Source organism: uncultured Stenotrophomonas sp. (genome assembly GCF_963519925.1).
Taxonomy (GTDB): Bacteria; Pseudomonadota; Gammaproteobacteria; order Xanthomonadales; family Xanthomonadaceae; genus Stenotrophomonas; species Stenotrophomonas maltophilia_AE.
This window is the reverse complement of the sequence record NZ_CAUQPH010000067.1, coordinates 1-18,281: the sequence shown is the minus strand read 5'-3', so window position 1 is coordinate 18,281 and position 18,281 is coordinate 1. Positions and strand designations below refer to the sequence as shown.

16 protein-coding genes are annotated in these 18,281 nt (G+C 70.5%); 13 read left to right on the top strand and 3 right to left on the bottom strand.

Features of this window, described 5'->3' with window-relative positions; genetic code table 11:
- From RWO33_RS12635 to RWO33_RS12610, 6 genes are all read left to right on the top strand, one after another.
- Nucleotides 1-1,788, top strand: a 1,788-nt coding sequence (locus RWO33_RS12635) for an amidohydrolase (protein WP_314105190.1), incomplete at its 5' end; no start/stop codon positions are given.
- Nucleotides 1,767-3,065 carry an alginate export family protein gene (locus tag RWO33_RS12630; protein WP_314105188.1) on the top strand — a complete coding sequence of 433 codons (1,299 nt, stop codon included), beginning with the start codon at nt 1,767-1,769 and terminating at the stop codon, nt 3,063-3,065. The genes RWO33_RS12635 and RWO33_RS12630, both read left to right, overlap by 22 nt.
- Nucleotides 3,059-4,699 (top strand): MFS transporter, encoded by a 1,641-nt coding sequence (locus RWO33_RS12625; protein WP_314105186.1) that lies wholly within the window; start codon nt 3,059-3,061, stop codon nt 4,697-4,699. The genes RWO33_RS12630 and RWO33_RS12625 overlap by 7 nt, the downstream gene beginning before the upstream one ends.
- 61 nt (nt 4,700-4,760) lie before the next feature.
- Nucleotides 4,761-5,537: a hypothetical protein gene (locus tag RWO33_RS12620; protein ID WP_145477465.1), complete on the top strand. Its 777-nt coding sequence runs from the start codon at nt 4,761-4,763 to the stop codon at nt 5,535-5,537.
- A 15-nt stretch (nt 5,538-5,552) separates the two neighbouring features.
- The gene (locus RWO33_RS12615) at nt 5,553-6,530 is read left to right on the top strand and encodes a zinc-binding dehydrogenase (protein ID WP_145477466.1); all 978 of its coding nucleotides are present in this window, start codon (nt 5,553-5,555) and stop codon (nt 6,528-6,530) included.
- A gap of 63 nt (nt 6,531-6,593) precedes the next feature.
- Nucleotides 6,594-7,511 (top strand): M14 family metallocarboxypeptidase, encoded by a 918-nt coding sequence (locus tag RWO33_RS12610; RefSeq protein ID WP_314105181.1) that lies wholly within the window; start codon nt 6,594-6,596, stop codon nt 7,509-7,511.
- 17 nt (nt 7,512-7,528) lie between these two features.
- On the opposite strand, the gene RWO33_RS12605 is transcribed toward RWO33_RS12610, so the two are convergent.
- Nucleotides 7,529-8,680: an MFS transporter gene (locus tag RWO33_RS12605; RefSeq protein WP_314105179.1), complete on the bottom strand. Its 1,152-nt coding sequence runs from the start codon at nt 8,678-8,680 to the stop codon at nt 7,529-7,531.
- A 55-nt stretch (nt 8,681-8,735) separates the two neighbouring features.
- Nucleotides 8,736-9,644 (bottom strand): LysR family transcriptional regulator, encoded by a 909-nt coding sequence (locus tag RWO33_RS12600; RefSeq protein ID WP_314105177.1) that lies wholly within the window; start codon nt 9,642-9,644, stop codon nt 8,736-8,738.
- Nucleotides 9,645-9,742: 98 nt separating this feature from the next.
- On the opposite strand from RWO33_RS12600, the gene RWO33_RS12595 reads away from it, so the two are divergent.
- Together RWO33_RS12595 and RWO33_RS12590 are read left to right on the top strand one after the other, a co-directional pair.
- On the top strand, nt 9,743-10,504 hold the full coding sequence (locus tag RWO33_RS12595) for an SDR family oxidoreductase (RefSeq protein WP_314105175.1): 762 nt from the start codon (nt 9,743-9,745) through the stop codon (nt 10,502-10,504).
- A 79-nt stretch (nt 10,505-10,583) separates the two neighbouring features.
- A complete protein-coding gene (locus RWO33_RS12590; protein WP_145478490.1) occupies nt 10,584-10,889 on the top strand; it encodes a DUF3817 domain-containing protein in 306 nt (101 codons plus the stop codon).
- Between the two features lie 18 nt (nt 10,890-10,907).
- On the opposite strand, the gene atpC is transcribed toward RWO33_RS12590, so the two are convergent.
- Nucleotides 10,908-11,354, bottom strand: coding sequence for an ATP synthase F1 subunit epsilon (atpC, locus tag RWO33_RS12585; protein WP_314105173.1), 447 nt, complete (start codon nt 11,352-11,354; stop codon nt 10,908-10,910).
- 249 nt (nt 11,355-11,603) lie between these two features.
- Between atpC and RWO33_RS12580 the strand changes: the two genes are divergently transcribed.
- From RWO33_RS12580 to RWO33_RS12560, 5 genes are all read left to right on the top strand, one after another.
- Nucleotides 11,604-12,749, top strand: coding sequence for an isochorismate synthase (locus tag RWO33_RS12580; RefSeq protein ID WP_314105171.1), 1,146 nt, complete (start codon nt 11,604-11,606; stop codon nt 12,747-12,749).
- Nucleotides 12,746-14,386 carry an AMP-binding protein gene (locus RWO33_RS12575; RefSeq protein ID WP_314105169.1) on the top strand — a complete coding sequence of 547 codons (1,641 nt, stop codon included), beginning with the start codon at nt 12,746-12,748 and terminating at the stop codon, nt 14,384-14,386. Before RWO33_RS12580 ends, RWO33_RS12575 begins: the two co-directional genes overlap by 4 nt.
- Nucleotides 14,386-15,021 (top strand): isochorismatase family protein, encoded by a 636-nt coding sequence (locus tag RWO33_RS12570; RefSeq protein ID WP_314105167.1) that lies wholly within the window; start codon nt 14,386-14,388, stop codon nt 15,019-15,021. The genes RWO33_RS12575 and RWO33_RS12570 overlap by 1 nt, the downstream gene beginning before the upstream one ends.
- Nucleotides 15,018-15,281 (top strand): phosphopantetheine-binding protein, encoded by a 264-nt coding sequence (locus RWO33_RS12565; protein ID WP_314105165.1) that lies wholly within the window; start codon nt 15,018-15,020, stop codon nt 15,279-15,281. The genes RWO33_RS12570 and RWO33_RS12565 overlap by 4 nt, the downstream gene beginning before the upstream one ends.
- Nucleotides 15,278-18,281, top strand: a 3,004-nt coding sequence (locus tag RWO33_RS12560) for an amino acid adenylation domain-containing protein (RefSeq protein WP_314105164.1), incomplete at its 3' end; no start/stop codon positions are given. The genes RWO33_RS12565 and RWO33_RS12560, both read left to right, overlap by 4 nt.

The following is an 18,281-nucleotide window of genomic DNA, read 5'->3' as shown; positions in this document are numbered from 1 at the left end:
CCGCAGGCCGATGCACTGGCCGTGGTGGACGGGCGCATCGCGGCGATCGGTGCCGAGGCCGAGGTGCGCGCCGGGCTCACCGGCGCCACGGTGATCGACGCCGGCGGCCGCCGGCTGGTGCCGGGCCTCAACGACAGCCATACCCACCTGATCCGCGGCGGGCTGAACTACAACCTCGAGCTGCGCTGGGACGGGCTGCGCTCGCTGTCCGATGCGATGGCCATGCTGAAGGCGCAGGTCGACATCACCCCCGCACCGCAATGGGTGCGCGTGGTCGGCGGCTTCACCGCCGAGCAGTTCGCCGAGAAGCGACTGCCCACCCTGGCCGAGCTCAATGCCATCGCCCCCGACACGCCGGTGTTCCTGCTGCACCTGTACGACCGCGCACTGCTCAACCGTGCCGCGTTGCGCGCCTGCGGCTACGACCGCAACACCCCGGACCCGCCAGGCGGGCAGATCGCGCGCGACAGCCTGGGCAACCCTACCGGCCTGCTGCTGGCCAAGCCCAACGCGCTGATCCTGTACGCCACCCTGGCCAAGGGACCGCGCCTGCCGATCGAGTACCAGGCCAATTCGACCCGGCATTTCATGCGCGAGCTGAACCGGCTCGGCATCACCTCGGTGATCGACGCCGGCGGTGGCTTCCAGAACTACCCGGAGGACTACCAGGTCATCGAACAGCTGCACCGCGATGGCGAACTCAGCGTGCGCATCGCCTATAACCTGTTCACCCAGAACAAGGGCAGCGAGGTGCGGGATTTCCAGCAGTGGAGCGAAATGCTGGCGCCGCGCCAGGGCGATGACCTGCTGCGCCACAATGGCGCCGGCGAAATGCTGGTGTTCTCCGCGGCCGACTTCGAACTGTTCAACGAGCCGCGCCCGGAGCTGCCGGCCGGGATGGAGCCGGAGCTGGCCGAAGTGGTGAAGCTGCTGGTGGAAAAGCGCTGGCCGTTCCGCATCCACGCCACCTACGACGAGAGCATCACCCGCATCCTTGACGTGTACGAGCAGGTCAACCGGGAGATACCGTTCGACGGCCTGCACTGGTTCATCGACCACGCCGAAACCATCACTCCGCGCAACATCGACCGGATCCGCGCGCTCGGCGGCGGCCTGGCGATCCAGCATCGCATGGCCTACCAGGGCGAAGCTTTCGTGCAGCGCTACGGCGCCGAGGCCGCGCGACACACGCCGCCGGTGCGGCGCATGCTGCAGGCCGGGTTGCCGGTCGGCGCCGGTACCGACGCCACCCGGGTGGCCAGCTACAACCCGTGGGTGGCGCTGTCCTGGCTGGTGACCGGCCGCACCGTGGGCGGGCTGGCGCTGTATGGCGAGGAAAACCTGCTCGAGCGCGAGGAAGCGTTGCGCCTGTGGACCCAGGGCAGCGCCTGGTTCTCCGGCGACGATGACCGCAAGGGCACGTTGGCAGTGGGCCAGCTGGCCGACTTCTGCGTGCTGTCGTCGGACTTCTTCGCGGTAGCGGACGCCGCGATCGCCGACATCACCAGCGTGCTGACCGTTGTCGGTGGGCGGGTGGTGCACGGCGACGGCGACTTCGGCCCGCTGGCGCCCACCCTGCCGCCGGCCATGCCGGACTGGTCACCGGTGAACCGCTTTGGTGGCTATCACGTGGGCGGCGTCGCGACCGGGCTGGCGGCCCGAGCGCACGTGCATGGCGCCGGCGGTTGCCGCACGCATGCGCACGGCCACGCCGCAGCCCACCCGGTTCCCACCGACGCGCCGAACGCGTTCTGGGGCGCGCTGGGATGTTCGTGCTTCGCGTTCTGAGCCTGGCGCTGGCGACGGCCTTGCCGTCGCTGGCGGCCGCATGTGAGGACGGGTCGAGCGGCCGCTGCGTGGCGCTGGACGGCGCTGGCGAGCTGCAGCTGGACGCGTCGCTGCGCCTGCGCGGCATGTATTACGACCCGACCCGCTTCGGCATCGGCGGCAGCGAGGATGGCTATGGCCTGCTGCGCGCGCTGGCCTCGGCGGCGGCGCGGCGCGGCGCGTGGGATGGAATGGTGCAGCTCGGCGTGCACGCCGAACAGGGCCGCAAGGGTGGGCCGGGTGGGACCGATCGTGGCGCGCTGGACCTGCAGCAGGGCTATGTGCGTTGGCAGGGTGAACGACTGGGCTGGCAGCTCGGCCGCCAGGAAGCGGCCTATGGCAGTTCGCGGCTGCTGTCGGTGCGCGACGGGCCGAACATCCGGCTGGCGTTCGATGGCGTACGCGGGCGCTGGCAGCAGCGTGGACTCACCCTCGACCTGATCGCATTGCGCCCGGTGGATAACCGCAGCGGTGCGTTCGACGACCCCAGCGACCGCGGCCAGTTCCTGGTGGGCAGCTATGCCACCTGGCAGCACGGGCGACCGGGCAACGGCCTGGACCTCTACCTGCTCGGCTACGGCCGCGACGACGCACATTTCGCCACCGCGAGCGGCGATGAACGCCGCCGCTCGCTGGGCGCACGCTGGTTCGCGTCGCACCCGCGCTGGGACAGCAACATCGAAGGGGTCGCCCAGCGCGGTACGTTGTCGCGCGCGCAGGACGCCCTGGCGATCCGCGCCTGGACCCTGGCCAGCGACAGCGGCCTGCGCTGGCCGGCGCGGCGCTGGCAGCCGCGGCTGGGGCTCAAGCTGGACATCGCCAGCGGCGACCGCGATGCGCACGACGGCCGCTTCGGTACCTTCAATGCGCTGTACCCCAAGTCGGCCTACTTCAGCGAAGCCAGCCTGCTGGCACCGGCGAACCTGGTCGATGTGCAGCCGACCCTGACCCTGAGCCCGCGCGCGGGCCTCAGTACCGAAATCGGCTGGCAGCTGGCGTGGAAGCACCGCCGCAGCGATGCGGTGTACACGACCCCGGCGCCGTTGGCGGCGGTTCCCGGTACCGCCGGCACGTCGCGCCGGATCGGCCAGCAATACAAGTGGGAAACCACCTGGCAGGCCAGCGACCACTGGACCTGGAAAGGTCAGCTGGCCTGGTTCGATGCCGGCCCCGGCCTGCGCGAGGCCGGGGGCAGCGACACCCTGTTTGCATCGGTAGTAGGAGCATGGCAATGGTAGAGACACACGAAAACGCGGCCCCTGGCGCCTGGTCGCCGCTGAAGATCCGGCTGTTCCGCGCCATGTGGCTGGCGATCCTGGGCAGCAATGTCGGTACCTGGGTCAACGACGTTGCCGCAGCGTGGGTGATGGCCGAGCGCACCGGTTCGCCGCTGATGGTGGCGCTGGTGCAGTCGGCGACCACGGTGCCGGTGGTGCTGCTGGCGCTGGTGGCGGGCACCCTGGCCGACATCGTCGACCGTCGCCGCTACCTGCTGTTGACCCAGGGCTGGATGCTGCTGGTGGCGGCGACATTGGCCACCCTGACCGGCCTGCAGCTGCTGAGCCCGCCGCTGCTGGTGGCGCTGACCTTCGCCATGGGCTGCGGCGCGGCGATGGCGATGCCGGCGCAGGCCGCCATCGTGTCCGAACTGGTGCCGCGGCCGATGCTGGCGTCGGCGGTGGCCTTGAACTCAATCGGGATCAACATCGCCCGCTCGCTGGGGCCGGCGATTGGCGGCCTGATCGTGGCCCAGCTCGGCGCCGGCTGGGCGTTCGGCCTCAACGCCCTGAGTTTCGGCGCGATGCTGTGGGTGCTGTTCAACTGGAAGCCCGAAGCGCAGGCCTCCAGCCTGCCGCCGGAAGGCTTCGGTGCCGGGCTGCGCGCCGGCCTGCGCTACGCACTGCGCGCCGGTCGCCTGCAGGCGATGCTGGTGAAGTCGGCCGGGTTCTTCTTCTTCGCCAGCGCGGCCACCGCGCTGCTGCCGCTGGTGGTGCGCGGCGAGATGGGCGGTGGTGCGGGTACCTATGGCCTGCTGCTGGGCTGCATCGGCATCGGTGCGGTCAGCGGGGCGTTGCTGCTGCCGCGGTTGCGTGCGCGCCTGGACCGCGACCTGCTGGTGCTGCTGGCCACCCTGGCCTGCGCAGCAAGCCTGTTCGGGCTGGCCTGGCTGCGGAGCATGGCGCTGCTGCCGCTGGCCATGCTGGTCAACGGCTTCGCCTGGATCACCGTGTTGTCTTCGCTGCAGATCGCCGCGCAGACCGCGGTGCCTGCCTGGGTGCGGGCCCGCGCGCTGTCGCTGTACATCATGGTGTTCTCGCTCGGCATGGCGGCCGGTGGCCTGAGCTGGGGCAGCATCGCGCAGCGCACCTCGATCCCGTGGGCACTGACCCTGGCCGCGATCGGCGCGGTGGTCGGTGGCCTGCTGGTGTGGCGGGTGCGCATCGCCGGCAGCGAGGACCTCGACCTGCGACCCACCGGGCACTGGCCCGCGCCCGAACTGGCGGTACCGGTCACGCATGATCGCGGCCCGGTGCTGGTGACGGTGGAATACCGGATCGACGCCGCCGACCGCGCGGCGTTCCATCAGCTGCTCGGTGCCTTGGGGCGTACCCGGCGCCGCGACGGGGCGGTGATCTGGGGCGTGGCCGAGGACGTCGCGACGCCCGGCATCCACCTGGAGTATTTCGTGACCGCGTCGTGGATCGAACACCTGCGCCAGCATGCGCGGGTCACCGCCGAAGACCGCGCGCTGCAGGAGCAGGTGCGCGCGCTGCACCGCAACGAGCATGCCCCGATCGTGCGCCATTTCGTGGGCGGTACGGGGGCACTGGCGGCGCTGCACGCAGGCCACGAACCGCACGCACTGGGCTGACCATGCCACCGTTTTAACCGCAGAGCGCGTATGGTCGGCGCTCTTTGAGAGGAGCAGGTGCATGCGCTGGATCGTTCTGTTGGCCGCCTTGGCCATGCCGCTGGTGGCGTGGCTGTCCCAGACCGGTGCGTTCGGTCCGACCAACGGTGCGATATCCGACCGCTATCCCACGCTGCTGGTGGCAGCCGGCTATGCGTTTTCAATCTGGGGCCTGATCTTCCTTTGGGACGTGGCGTTCGGGCTGTGGCAGCTGCGCCGGCGCCGGCCCGATGAGATCGCCGGCGTGCGCGGCTGGGCGGCGCTGGGTTTCGCCCTGACCGCGGCGTGGATGCCGGTATTTTCCCAGCAGCTGTTCCTGCCGGCGCTGGCGATCATATGGGGCGCGCTGGCATGCCTCCTGGTCGCGGCAGTGCGCGCCGCCCCTCCGATCGCCAGCGCCGGGCAGCGCGCGTTCGCCGCGTATCCCCTGGCCCTGCATGCCGGGTGGTTGACCATGGCGGCCTTCCTCAATACCGCGCAGGTGATCGTCGCCTACCAGTGGCTGCCGACCGGCAACATGCTCTCGTGGAGCGTGGTGCTGCTGGCCATGGCCACGCTGCTGGCATGGGTGATGAACCAGCGCCTGCGTGGGCACTTCGCCTATCCGGCGGCGGTGCTGTGGGCGCTGGTCGGGGTCTACGTTAAGCAATCCAGCTGGCGCCTGCCCGGTGCCGACACCGTGGCCGTGCTGGCCCTGGCCGTGGCCGCGCTGCTTGTCCTGCAGACCCTGCTGCTGCGGACGCGGGCCTGGCGCGCGCCGCGCGTGGGCGTGGTTGCCGCACACCGCCACCGTCGCTGAAGAGGAGAACACACCATGCGCGCAGCACTGCACGAACAGTTTGGCGATCCCACCGAAGTCCTGCACGGCGGCGAGGCGCCGACCCCGCAGCCCGGGGCGGGCGAGGTGCGGGTGCGCACCGTGCTGGCACCCATCCACAACCATGATCTGTGGACCGTGCGCGGGCAGTACGGCTACAAGCCCACGCTGCCGGCGATCGGTGGCAGCGAAGCCACCGGCGTGATCGAGGCACTGGGCGAGGGCGTGACCGGGCTGCGGGAAGGCCAGCGGGTCAGTGCGGCGTCGGTGCACGGCACCTGGGCCGAATCCTTCATCGCGCCGGCAAGGATGGTCATCCCGATGCCGGACAGCATCGAAGACAACATGGCCGCGCAGCTGATCGCGATGCCGCTGAGCGCGTTGATGCTGCTGGAGTTCCTGCAGGTGGAAAAGGGCCAGTGGATCGTGCAGAACGCGGCCAACGGCGCAGTCGGCAAGGCGCTGGCGATGCTGGCCAAGGCCCGCGGCGTGCACTGCCTGAACCTGGTGCGGCGCGATGACGGCGTGGCGGAAATGCAGGCGCTGGGGATCGACCACACGGTGTCCACCGCGAAGCCGGACTGGATGGCGCAGGTGCGCGCCCGGTTGGGCGAGGGCGGGGCGACCGCAGCCGTGGATTCGGTTGGCGGCAAGGCCAGCGGTGAACTGGTCAGCCTGCTGGGCGAGAACGGCACGCTGGTGTCGTTCGGCTCGATGACCGGCGAACCGATGCAGATCGGTTCGGGCGATGTGATCTTCAAGCAGGCCACGGTCAAGGGTTTCTGGGGCAGCAAGGTCAGCCAGGCGATGGCGCCGGAGGACAAGCGCCGCCTGGTCGGCGAACTGCTGACCCTGGCCGCGGCCGGCGGCCTGAGCCTGCCGGTGGACGCGGTGTTCGGCCTGGACCAGATCGCGGAGGCCGCCAAGGCCAGCCTGCAGCCCGGCCGCAACGGCAAGGTCCTGCTGAAGCCATGACGGCAAGGCAAGCACACCCCGCACGCTAGAATCCCCCCTGATCCACATTCCACGAGCCCCACCATGAACGACCCCCGCTTCTATCCCATCGGCACCCCCGGCCAGCCCTGGGGCGCCGCAGAGAAAGCGGAATGGCGGACCCGGCAACTGCCGGTGCGGCGCTACGCCGACGACGTGTTGCCGGTCATCGACGCATTGCGCGACCGCTTCGATGTCGTCCAGTACGGCACGCTCGATTACGCCCCGCACAGCTACCCGCTGTTCGCCGTCCGCAGCCGCGGCTGGAACCCAGCGCTGCCGTCGGTGCTGGTCACCGGCGGGGTGCACGGGTATGAAACCAGTGGCGTGGAAGGCGCGCTGCAGTTCCTGGCCACGCGCGCGGCGGACTATGCCGGTCGTGCCAACGTGCTGGTCGCACCGTGCGTGAGCCCCTGGGGCTATGAGCGCATCCAGCGCTGGAATGCGGATGCGATCGACCCGAACCGTTCGTTCGTGGCCGACAGCCCGGCGCAGGAGTCAGCCGCGCTGATGGCACTGGTGGCGCCGCTGCGGGCGGGGATGGTGCTGCACATCGACCTGCACGAAACCACCGACAGCGACGAAAGCGAGTTCCGTCCGGCCTTGGCCGCGCGCGATGGCAAGCCGTTCGAACCGGGGCTGATTCCCGATGGCTTCTACCTGGTCGACGACACCGAAAACCCGCAGCCGGCCTTCCAGCAGGCGGTCAATGCGGCGGTGGAGCAGGTGACCCACATCGCCCCGGCCGACGAGCGCAACGAAATCATCGGCTCGCCGGTGGTGGCGCCGGGGGTCATCCAGTATCCGCTGACGCAGCTGGGCCTGTGCGCCAGCATCACCGGCGCGCGCTATACGACCACCACCGAGGTCTACCCGGACAGCCCGCGCGCGACCCCGCAGCAGTGCAACGACGCGCAGGTCGCGGCGATCTGCGCGGCGATCGATTACGCGCTGGCGCATTGAGCGTTGCGGGCGTGGACCTACGCCTTCACCCAGCGTGCGGTGATGCCGACCAGCAGCAGGGCAACGGCAACGAGGCAGAAGGCGGTGACCAGGCTGCTGCCCTGGGCGACGAAACCGATCAGCGCCGGGCCGGCGAGGATGCCGGCATAACCGAGCGTGGTGATCGCGGGAATGGCCAGGCTTTCGGGCATGGTCTTCTGGTTGCCGGCCATCGAGAACAGCGCCGGAACGATGTTGGCGCAGCCGAGGCCGATCAGTGCGTAGCCCAGCAGCGCCGGCAGCAGGGCGCTGGCAAAGGTGGCGATGCCGAAGCCGGCCGCGGCCACGATGCTGCCCAGCAGGATCGCGCGCAGGCGGCCGAGTTTCGCCACGATGCCGTCGCCGACCAGGCGGGTGACCGTCATGGCGATGGCGAAGGTCATGAAGCCCAGCCCGGCGCGGTCCGGCGGCACCTGCTGCACTTCGTGCAGGAATACTGCGCTCCAGTCGAGCATGGCGCCTTCGGCGAGGAAGGCGACGAAACAGAGCACGCCGATTGCCAGCACCACCCCGTGCGGCACGGCGAATACCGGTGCGCCGCTGGGCGCACGGTCGCGGCGCCAGTACGGGACGGACAGCAGCAGCACCGCCACCATCGCCACCGAGGCCAGCACGCAGACCCACAGCGGCGGCAGCCGCAGGGCGAGCAGTGCGGTCATCGCGGCGGCGCCCACGGCCCCTCCGATGCTGTAGAAGGCATGGAAGCCGGACATCATTGGGCGACCACTGTCGCGCTCCACCATCACCGCCTGGATGTTCATCGTGCAATCGCAGGCGCCCACGCCGGCACCGAACACGAACAGCGCCAGGCCCAGCGTCCACGGTGAGGGAGCGATGGCCAGCAGGGGCAGGCTCGCCATCACCATCAACAGGGTGGCGATCATGACCGCGCGGCAACCGCGGCGTGCGGCAAGGATCCCGGCCAACGGCATCGCCAGCAGCGAGCCGGCGCCCAGGCACAGCAGCACCAGGCCCAGCGCGCCTTCGTCCAGCCCGGTGCGGGTCTTGGCGAACGGCACCAGCGGTGCCCACGCTGCGGTGGCGAAGCCGGGCAGGAAGAACGCGGCGCGGGTGGCGTGCTGTTCGGCGCGCTGGCGGGTTACGGGCAGGACATCGGGCGGTGCTCGCATGGTGCTGGAAGCGTTGACATCGGGGCTGCCAAGCTTACCTGCACGTTCCCGCAGGTCACGACCTTCGTGCCAGCTCCGGCGCAAGCACCGCTGCTACCCAGTCCATGAACGCAGCGACACGGCGAGGCAGATGGCGCCGCTGCGCATACAGCAGGGTCACCGGCATCGGTTCGGCGACGCAGTCCGGCAGTACTTCCACCAGCGTGCCTGCGGCCAGCGCCGCCCGCGCGCCCAACAGTGGCACCTGGATGATGCCCAGCCCGGCCAGCGCCGCCGCGCTGTAGGCCTCGCCGCTGTTGACCGTGATGGCGCCGCGCATCGGCACGCTGCGGTAGGCCTGGCCATCGTGGTACTCAAAGCCGGGCGAGCGCTGGCCCAGCGTGCCCACGTAATGCACCAGCGCATGGTGGGGCAGGTCCTCCACCGAGTGCGGCACCCCCTGTGCCGCCAGGTAGGCCGGACTGGCGCAGTTGACGATGTGCATCACCCCCAGTGGGCGCGCCACCAGCGTGTTGTCGTCCAGCGGGCCGACCCGGACCACGCAGTCGAAACCTTCGCGGACCAGGTCGACGCGGCGGTCGGTGCCGCTCAACTCGATCTCCAGCCCCGGGTGCCGGGCCAGGAAGTCCGGCAGCCGTGGGATCACCAGCTGCCGGGCCAGCCCGCTGGACATGTCCACCCGCAACCGGCCCTTGAGCTGGCCGGTGTCGCGGCGGAACATGCCCTGCAGGTCTTCCATGTCGTCGAGCAGGTCGCGGGCGCGCTGCCGGAACTGCTCGCCGTCGGCGCTCACGCGGACCCTTCGGGTGGTCCGGTGCAGCAGCTGCACACCCACCTCGGCTTCCAGCCGTTGGACCGCCAGTGAGACGCTGGCCTTGGGCAGGCCCAGCTGTTCGGCGGCGGCGGTGAACGAGCCGAGTTCGGCGACCCGGAGGAAGCTGCGGAGGTGGTCGAGGCGGTCCATGGATTGTTCGCGGTGGTTGGACAGTTAAATCAGGATCGCGTGATTTATGCGATCCGGCAATGCCAATAGTCTGATCCCACCCCAACCGGAGCACTCCCATGACCCCTTCTTCCCGCATCGTGCTGATCACCGGCGGCAGCCGCGGCCTGGGTCGCAACGCCGCCCTCGCACTCGCCGCGGACGGCGCCGATATCCTGCTGACCTATCGCAACCAGGCGGACGCCGCGCAGGCGGTCGTCGCCCAGGTCCAGGCGCTGGGCCGTCGAGCCGCCGCGCTGCCGCTGGACATGGCCGACAGCGCTGGCTTTGCCGGCTTCGCTACGGCGGTGCAGGCGCAACTGCAGGCCTGGGGCGCCAGCGGCCTGCAGGGGCTGTTCAACAACGCCGGCGAAGGCCTGTATGCCGGTTTCGCTGACACCACCCCGGCCCAGTTCGACGAACTGGTGGCCGTGCACCTGAAAGGTCCGTACTTCCTGACCCAGGCGCTGCTGCCGCTGATCGCCGATGGCGGCCGCATTCTCAACGTGTCCAGTGGCCTGGCCCGTTTCTCGCTGCCGGGCAGTTCGGCGTACGCGATGATGAAGGGTGGCATCGAGGTCTTCAGCCGCTACCTGGCCAAGGAACTGGGCGCGCGCGGGATCAGTGCCAACACGCTGGCACCGGGCGCGATCGAGACCGACTTCGGCGGCGGGCATGTGCGTGACAACGCCGACATCAATGCCATGGTGGCCGGCAACACGGCGTTGGGTCGCGCGGGCAAGCCTGACGATATCGGGCCGGTCGTCGCCGCGTTGCTGTCGCCGCGTACGGGGTGGATCAACGCACAGCGCGTGGAAGCGTCCGGCGGCATGTTCGTCTGAGCTCGAACGCGTCGCACGGCGCCGGTATGATGGCCGGCCTTGCCGTTCCTGCGGGATTCCCTTGCGCGCTTCCGTTCCGATGCACCCGATGGGTCGTGTGTTTGCCGTCGTCGCCCTGTTCGAGGCGTTCACCTGGGCCGGGCTGCTGGTCGGCATGTACCTGAAGTACCACGCCGCCGTGCCGACCACGGCCGGCGTGGCGCTGTTCGGGCCGGTACATGGGCTTGCCTTCATGGTCTACGTGGTGGTCACCGTGCTGGCCGCGGTCAAGCTGCGCTGGCCGTGGTGGGCCGCCGTGCTGGCGCTGCTGGCCGCGGTGCCGCCGCTGGTGACGCTGCCGCTGGAGTGGTGGTTCAAACGCCGCGGGCTGCTCGCCCGGCGCTGATCGGCAGCGCCCCCGGCGCTACTTCCAGGGCACCCCGCGCAGCTGCAGGGCGCGCTGCTGCATGAACTCCGCGTGCACGCGCGCATAGTCTTCGTCGGTGAAGGCCAGGGCCATCGGCGAGCGCGCGGCCTCGGCAGCGACCCGGGCGCGTGCCTGGTCCAGGTCCTCGCTGCGCAGGGCCAGGTCGGCCATCACGATCACCTTGCCCGGCTGCACTTCCACGTAACCGCCGGTCACATACACCTGCAGCGGCGGCTCGGCGCCGAGCGGATACACCGACACCATCCCTTCGCGCAGCATGCCCAGCAGCGGCGCGTGCCGGGCCATCACCCCGAACCGGCCCTCGCTGCCGGGCACGCTCACCTCGCGCACCTCACCACTCCACAGTTCACCGGCCAGGCTGATGATCTGCAGCGACAGGCCGGGTGCGTGGTCGAACGCGGCGGGTGGGGAAGGTGAGGCCATTGCCCGAAGCTCTGGACGCGGTACCTTCAGCTTAGCCATGTCGTGGCAAGGCGGTGTGGATCCCGCTGGATGAACGCAACCACGCTACGACGCGCAAAGCCAAATGCGAGCTGTTACCATTTGACACGATAGCCACGCCGGTCCTTGAATCGACGAAGCCGAATCAATCGAACGCCCGCCCCTGTGCGGCGCGTTGTCCTTTCTGATCGGTCGTGGTGGTGCATGCGTTCAACTCCCGTCTCATCCCGCTTGCCGGCCCCGGTTTCGTCGGCGCAGTTCCGGCTGCGACTTCCGGACCGCACGCTGGACGCGCGCGGCTGCCATGCCGCGCTGCCGAGCGGTGGGACCGCCACGCTGGAGGCGCGGGTACGCACGTTCTTTGCGCGCCAGCACGACGGGCCGCCGCTGCTGGTGGGCCTGCTGCCGTTCGATCCGGACGGCGACGACGCGATCTACCAGCCCCACTCGCTGGAGACGGCGGCACCGGACGCGGCGACGTCCGCCATGCCGTTCACCGGCGTCGTGCAGGCCGAGCCTGGCCCGGTCCAGTACGCCGACGCGGTCCGTCAGGCGCTGGCCACCCTGCGCGACGACGCCAGCGCGCTGAAGAAAGTGGTGCTGGCGCGCACGCTGCGTGTGCGCGAGCGCACGACGATCGACGCGCGTCGCCTGCTCACGCGTCTGGACCAGGATCCGGAAGCGATGACCTACCTGTGCCCGCTGCCGGTGGAGGGGGGGGCTGCACCGGCCTGGCTGGTCGGCGCCAGTCCGGAACTACTGGTCTCGCGTCGCGGTCGGCAGGTGCTGTCGCACCCGCTGGCGGGTTCGGCCCGGCGTCGCGCCGATCCGGACGAGGACGCGCAGGCGGCTCGCGATCTGCTGTCCTCCGCGAAGGACCAGGATGAGCATCGCTACGTGGTCGAGTCGATCGTGGCAGCGTTGCGCCCGTACTGCGAGCGGATCGATGCCGCGGCGCAGCCAACGCTGCACGCCACCCCCACGCTGTGGCACCTGGGCACCCGCATCGAAGCCTCGCTGCGTGATCCGTCCACCCCGGTTGCCGCGCTGCTGGCGGTTTTGCATCCCACGCCCGCGGTCTGCGGCACGCCGACCGCACTGGCGCTGCAGACGATAGCGGCGCTTGAGCCGGTGCAGCGCGGTTTCTACGCCGGCGCGGTCGGCTGGATGGACGCGCAGGGCGATGGCGACTGGTACGTGGCGATCCGCTGCGCGCGGGTGCAGGGCAGGGAAGCGCGCATCTACGCTGGGGCCGGCATCGTGGCCGACTCGGATCCGGCCGCGGAAGCCGCCGAGACCGGAGCCAAATTCGGGGCGCTGCTGGCTGCGCTTGGCGTCGACGCCGCCCTGCCGATCGAACAGGGAGATTTCCGATGAACACCTTCGCCGCGCCGCTGCGCCAGGTCTGGCCGCCGGCCCTGGTCGTCCGCTATCGCGCCGCCGGCTACTGGCGCGGCGAAACCTTCCCCGGCTTCCTGCGCGAGCGCGCGGCGCAGTTCCCCGATGACGTGGCCGTGGTCGCTGGCGACGTCCGCCTCACCTACGCGGGGCTATGGGAGGAAGCCGGCAGGATCGGCGCGGGCCTGCTGGCGCACGGGCTGGTGCGGGGCGACCGGGTGGTGGTGCAGCTGGGTAATACCGCCGCGTTCGTCAGCGTAGTCTGCGGCCTGTTCCGCGCCGGGCTGGTGCCGGTGTTCGCGCTGCCGGCGCACCGCTTCGCCGAAGTGTCGCATGTGCTGCGCACGGCCGAAGCGAGCGCGTACATCGCTGCGGCCAGCTACGACGGATTCGACTACCGTGCGCTGGCGCGCGAGCTGCAGGCGTCGCTTCCCACGCTGCGGCACGTGTTGATCGAGGGCGATGCCCAGGAATTCAGCGCGGTGGCAGGGTTGGCCGGGGACGCGCGGGCGCTGCCGCCCGACCCGGATCCGCAGTCGGTGGCGTTCCTGCAGCTCTCCGGTGGCAGCACCGGCCTGTCCAAGTTGATCCCACGTACCCACGACGATTACCTGTATTCGTTCCGCGCCAGCAACGCGATCTGCGGCATCGACCGCGACAGCGTGTACCTGGTGGCGCTGCCGGCCGCGCACAACTTCCCGATGAGCTCGCCGGGCTTCTTCGGCGCGCTGTACGCCGGTGCGCGGGTGGTGCTCAGCCCCGGTGCCGGGCCTGACACGGCGTTTCCGCTGATCGCGCGCGAGCGGGTCACCTGCGTCGGGCTGGTACCACCGCTGGCACTGCTGTGGGCACAGGCGGCCGGCACCACCACGCATGACCTGTCCAGCCTGCAGGTGCTGCAGGTGGGCGGCGCCAAGCTGGTCCCGGAAGCGGCGCGGCGCGTCATCGACGGTCTGGGCTGCCAGTTGCAGCAGGTCTTTGGCATGGCCGAAGGGCTGGTCAATTACACCCGCCTGCACGATCCGCTGGAGTGCGTGCTCACCACCCAGGGCCGTCCGATCTCGCCCGACGACGAGGTGCTGGTGGTAGATGACCACGGCCACCCGGTCGCACCAGGCGAGGTCGGCCACCTGCTTACCCGCGGTCCGTACACCATCCGCAGCTACCACAACGATCCCGGCGCCAATGCGCGCGCCTTCACCGAGGATGGCTACTACCGCACCGGAGACATGGTCCAGCAGCTGCCAGGCGGCTACCTGGTGGTGCAGGGCCGTGCCGGCGACCACATCAACCGCGCCGGCGAAAAGATTTCCGCCGAGGAGATCGAAGACCACCTGCTCGCGCACGCCAGCGTCTTCGACGCGGCGGTGGTGTCCATGCCCGATCCGTACCTGGGCGAGCGCAGCTGTGCCTTCGTCATCACGCGCGGCGAGCGCCCCACTGCCGCCAGCCTGAAGGCATGGGTGCGCAGTCGCGGTCTTGCCGCCTTCAAGGTGCCGGACCAGGTGGTGTTCGTGGACGCCTTCGGCACCACCGCAGTGGGCAAGGTCAGCCGCCGCGAATTGCGTGCGCAGCTGCGCGCGCGTCATATCGAACAGACAGGAGAACCGCGCTGATGGCGCTGCCCACCATTCCACCCTACGCGCTGCCCACGGCGGCCGAACTGCCTGCGCCGCGCGGGCCCTGGCAGCCAGAGGCCGGGCGCATCGCGCTGCTGGTGCATGACATGCAGCGCTACTTCCTGGCCGCCTTCGGCGCGGAGGTTGCGCCGCTGGCGCCGGCGGTGGCCAACATCGCCCGGCTGGTCGCGCAGTGCCGGGCGCGGGGCATACCGGTGTTCTACACCGCCCAGCGCGGCAACCAGGACCGGCGTGACCGCGGCCTGCAGGCGGACCTGTGGGGGCCGGGCATGCAGGCGATCAGCGAACACGAGGCGATCATCGATGCGCTGGCACCTGCCGACGGCGACCACGTGCTGGTCAAGCACCGCTACAGCGCCTTCCAGCGCACCAACCTGGAAACAATGCTGCGCGCACGCGGCCGCGACCAGCTGCTGGTCACCGGGGTGTACGCGCATATCGGCTGCACTGCCACCGTGGTCGAGGCGTTCCAGCGCGACATCGAAGCGTTCATCGCCGCCGACGCGGTGGCCGACTTCTCGCGTGCGGACCACGACCACGCCCTGCACTGGATCGCCCGCACCTGCGGCGTCCCGATGACCACCGACCAGCTGCTGGAGCGCCTGGCATGACCGACACCACGTCCCCCACGCCGTTGACCCTGGAGCGCATGCGCGCCGACGTGGCCGGCATGCTCGGCGAAGCACCGGAGGTGGTCGGCGATGATGATCACCTGATGGACCTGGGTCTGGATTCGATGCGCGTGCTCGGACTGGTGCTGGCCTGGAGCGAAACCGGCATCGCGCTGGAGTTCGGCCAGCTGGCCGAACACACCACGCTGGCGGGGTGGTGGCAGGTGGTCCGGCAGCTGCAGGCCCGCGCGGGCGCATGACGCACCCGCAACGGCAACCGTTGAGCGAGGCGCAGACCGGACTGTGGTACGCGCAGCGGCTGTCGGCGACCCCGGCCGCGTTCAACACCGCCCACGTGGAGTGGTTCGACGGCGCACTGGACGTGGCGCGCTTCCGGGCCGCGGCCGACGCAGCGGCCAGCGAGGCCGAGGCGCTGTGCCTGCGCATGGCCGAGGACAGCGCGGGCGTCCCGCAGCAATGGCTGGACCCCGCGCATGTTCCGTTGCTGCAGGTGGTGGACCTGTCGGCACGACACGACCCGGTGCAGGCGGCGCGGCAGGCGATGCAGGCCGATCGCCTGCAGCCGGTCGATCCCGGCCGCGACCGCTTGGCCCTGCAGCAGCTGTTCGTGCTCGGGCAGGGCCGCTTCGCGTGGTACCTGCGCGTGCATCACCTGGCCACGGACGGCTACGGCATGGCGTTGTTCAGCGCCCGGGTATGTGCGCTGTACGCCGGCGATGCTACCGACGCGCTCCAGCCCCTGCAGCCGGTATGGAGCGAAGATGCGCTGTATCGCCAAAGCGAGCGCCGGGTCGCCGATGCCGGCTACTGGCGCACGTACCTGCAGGGCGCGGCACCGGTCGAAGCGCTGGGCGCGGGCAGCGCCGCGGCCAGCGCCGACGTGCTGCGCCTGACCGACGCGGTGGACGCGCCCCTGCGTGATCGGCTGCTCGCGGCGGCACGGGAGATGGGCCAACCGTGGCCGGACCTGCTCACCGCGTTGACAGCCGAGTACTGCCGGCGGTTCGCCGCCAGCGACGAACTGAACGTGGGCGTGCCGTACATGGGGCGGTTGGGCAGCGCGTCGGCGCGGGTGCCGGCGATGGTGATGAACGTGCTGCCGTTGCGTGTCCAGGCGGCCGCCGACGAGCGCGTGGAGGACAGGGTCCGCGACACCGCACGGGCGCTGGTGCGCGGCCGACGGCATGGTCGCTACCGCGGTGAACAGCTGCGACGTGACCTGGGGCAGGTGGGCCTGCAGCATCGCCTGTACGGGCCGCTGGTGAACGTGCAGCCGTTCTACCGGCCGCTACCCTGGCCGGGTGTCGACGCGCAGCTGGAGGTGCTGTGCACCGGGCCGGTGGACGACATCAGCTTCGGCTTCCGTGGCGATGCGACCACCGCGCTGGACCTCGAGATCGAGGCCCACCCGCAGCAGCACACGCTGCCCGCGGTGCAGGCGCACGCGCGGCGCCTGCTGCATTTCGTATCGGCCGCGCTGCAGGTGCAGGCGCGCGGCGGACGGCTGGACGAGGTTGCCCTGTGCACGCCCGCCGAGGTGGAGCAGTGGCTGCACACGGTCAATGCCACGCAGCATGCGCTGGCGGATGTCACGCTGGCTGCGCTGCTGGAGGCGGGCATGCGCGCGTCGCCGTCAGCCACGGCGGTGGTGTTCGACAATGAAACGCTGAGCTACGCCGCGCTGGAACAGCGCAGCCGGGCGCTGGCCCTGCAGCTGCGGGCGCTGGGCGTAACGCGCGAGTCGCGGGTGGTGGTGGCATTGCCGCGTTCGATGTCGCTGGTGATCGCGCTGGTGGCGGTGCTGCGTGCGGGCGGCGCGTACCTGCCGGTGGACCTGGAGCACCCCGATGCCCGGCTGCAGAAGATCCTGGCTTCGGCGCAGCCGCAGTGCGTGTTGGCCGAGGCAGGGGACGCGCCGCGTTTCGCCGGGACGCAGGTGCTCCCTCCAAGCCAGTGGTCGGCCCACGCCGATGCAACGCTGCGCGACGATGTGAGCCCGGACGACGCGGCCTACGTGATTTATACCTCCGGTTCCACCGGCGAGCCAAAGGGCGTGCTGGTGGAGCACCGCGCCATCGTCAACCGGCTGGAGTGGATGCGTGTGCAGTTCGGGATCGGACCGCAGTCGCGGATCCTGCAGAAGACCCCGGCCACCTTCGATGTCTCGGTCTGGGAGTTCTTCCTGCCCCTGATCAGTGGGGCCACGCTGGTGGTCGCCGCACCGGGGCTGCATCGCGATCCGCAGGCGCTGACGCAGCTGATAGTGGCCGAACGGATCACCACCGTGCATTTCGTGCCGTCGATGCTCGAGGCGTGGCTGGGCGTTCCCGAGCTGGGCGGACTGGCGCTGCGGCAGGTGTTCACCAGCGGCGAAGCGCTGGACGCGCGGCTGCGCGACCGCTTCCAAGCGCGCGTGCAGGCGGAACTGCACAATCTGTACGGGCCGACGGAAGCCGCGGTGGATGTCAGCTGGTGGCCGGCGTCGCCGGAGGATCGTTCAGACCCGGTGCCGATCGGCTACCCGGTCTGGAACACGCGTCTGTATGTACTCGACGCGCAGCTGCAGGCGCTGCCTGCCGGCGTGCCGGGCGACCTGTACCTGGGCGGCGTGCAGCTGGCGCGCGGCTACCTCGGACGCGACGATCTCACCGCCGGCCGTTTCCTCGACGACCCGCACCTGCGGGGCGGCCGGATCTACCGCACTGGCGACCGCGCCCGCTGGCGTGCCGACGGTGCCTTGGAGTATCTCGGGCGCAGCGACCACCAGGTCAAGCTGCGCGGCCTTCGCATCGAGCTGGGGGAGATCGAAGCCGCGTTGCGCAGCGTGGCCGGCGTTGCCCGTGCCGAGGTCTTGCTGCGCGACCGCGACGCGGGCATCCCGGCGCGGCTGGTCGCGTATGTCTCCGGTGACGCGCTGCAACCCGACGCGCTGCGCCGCCAGCTGGGCACGCAGCTACCGGCGTACATGGTGCCGGCCGCCATCGTCGTCGTGGATGCCTGGCCGGTGACCGCCAATGGCAAGCTCGACCGCGGCGCGCTGCCGCTGCCGGATACCGACTTGGCGGGCCGCCGCGCCGAGACACCCTCGGAGCGGGCGCTGGCCGCCCTGTTCCAGCAGGTACTCGGGCTGGCCGAACCCGCTGCGGCGGACGCCGACTTCTTCGCGCTCGGCGGCGATTCGCTGTCGGCGGTCCACCTGCTGCTGGCGATCCAGCTGCGCTGGCGGCACGACCCCGGGC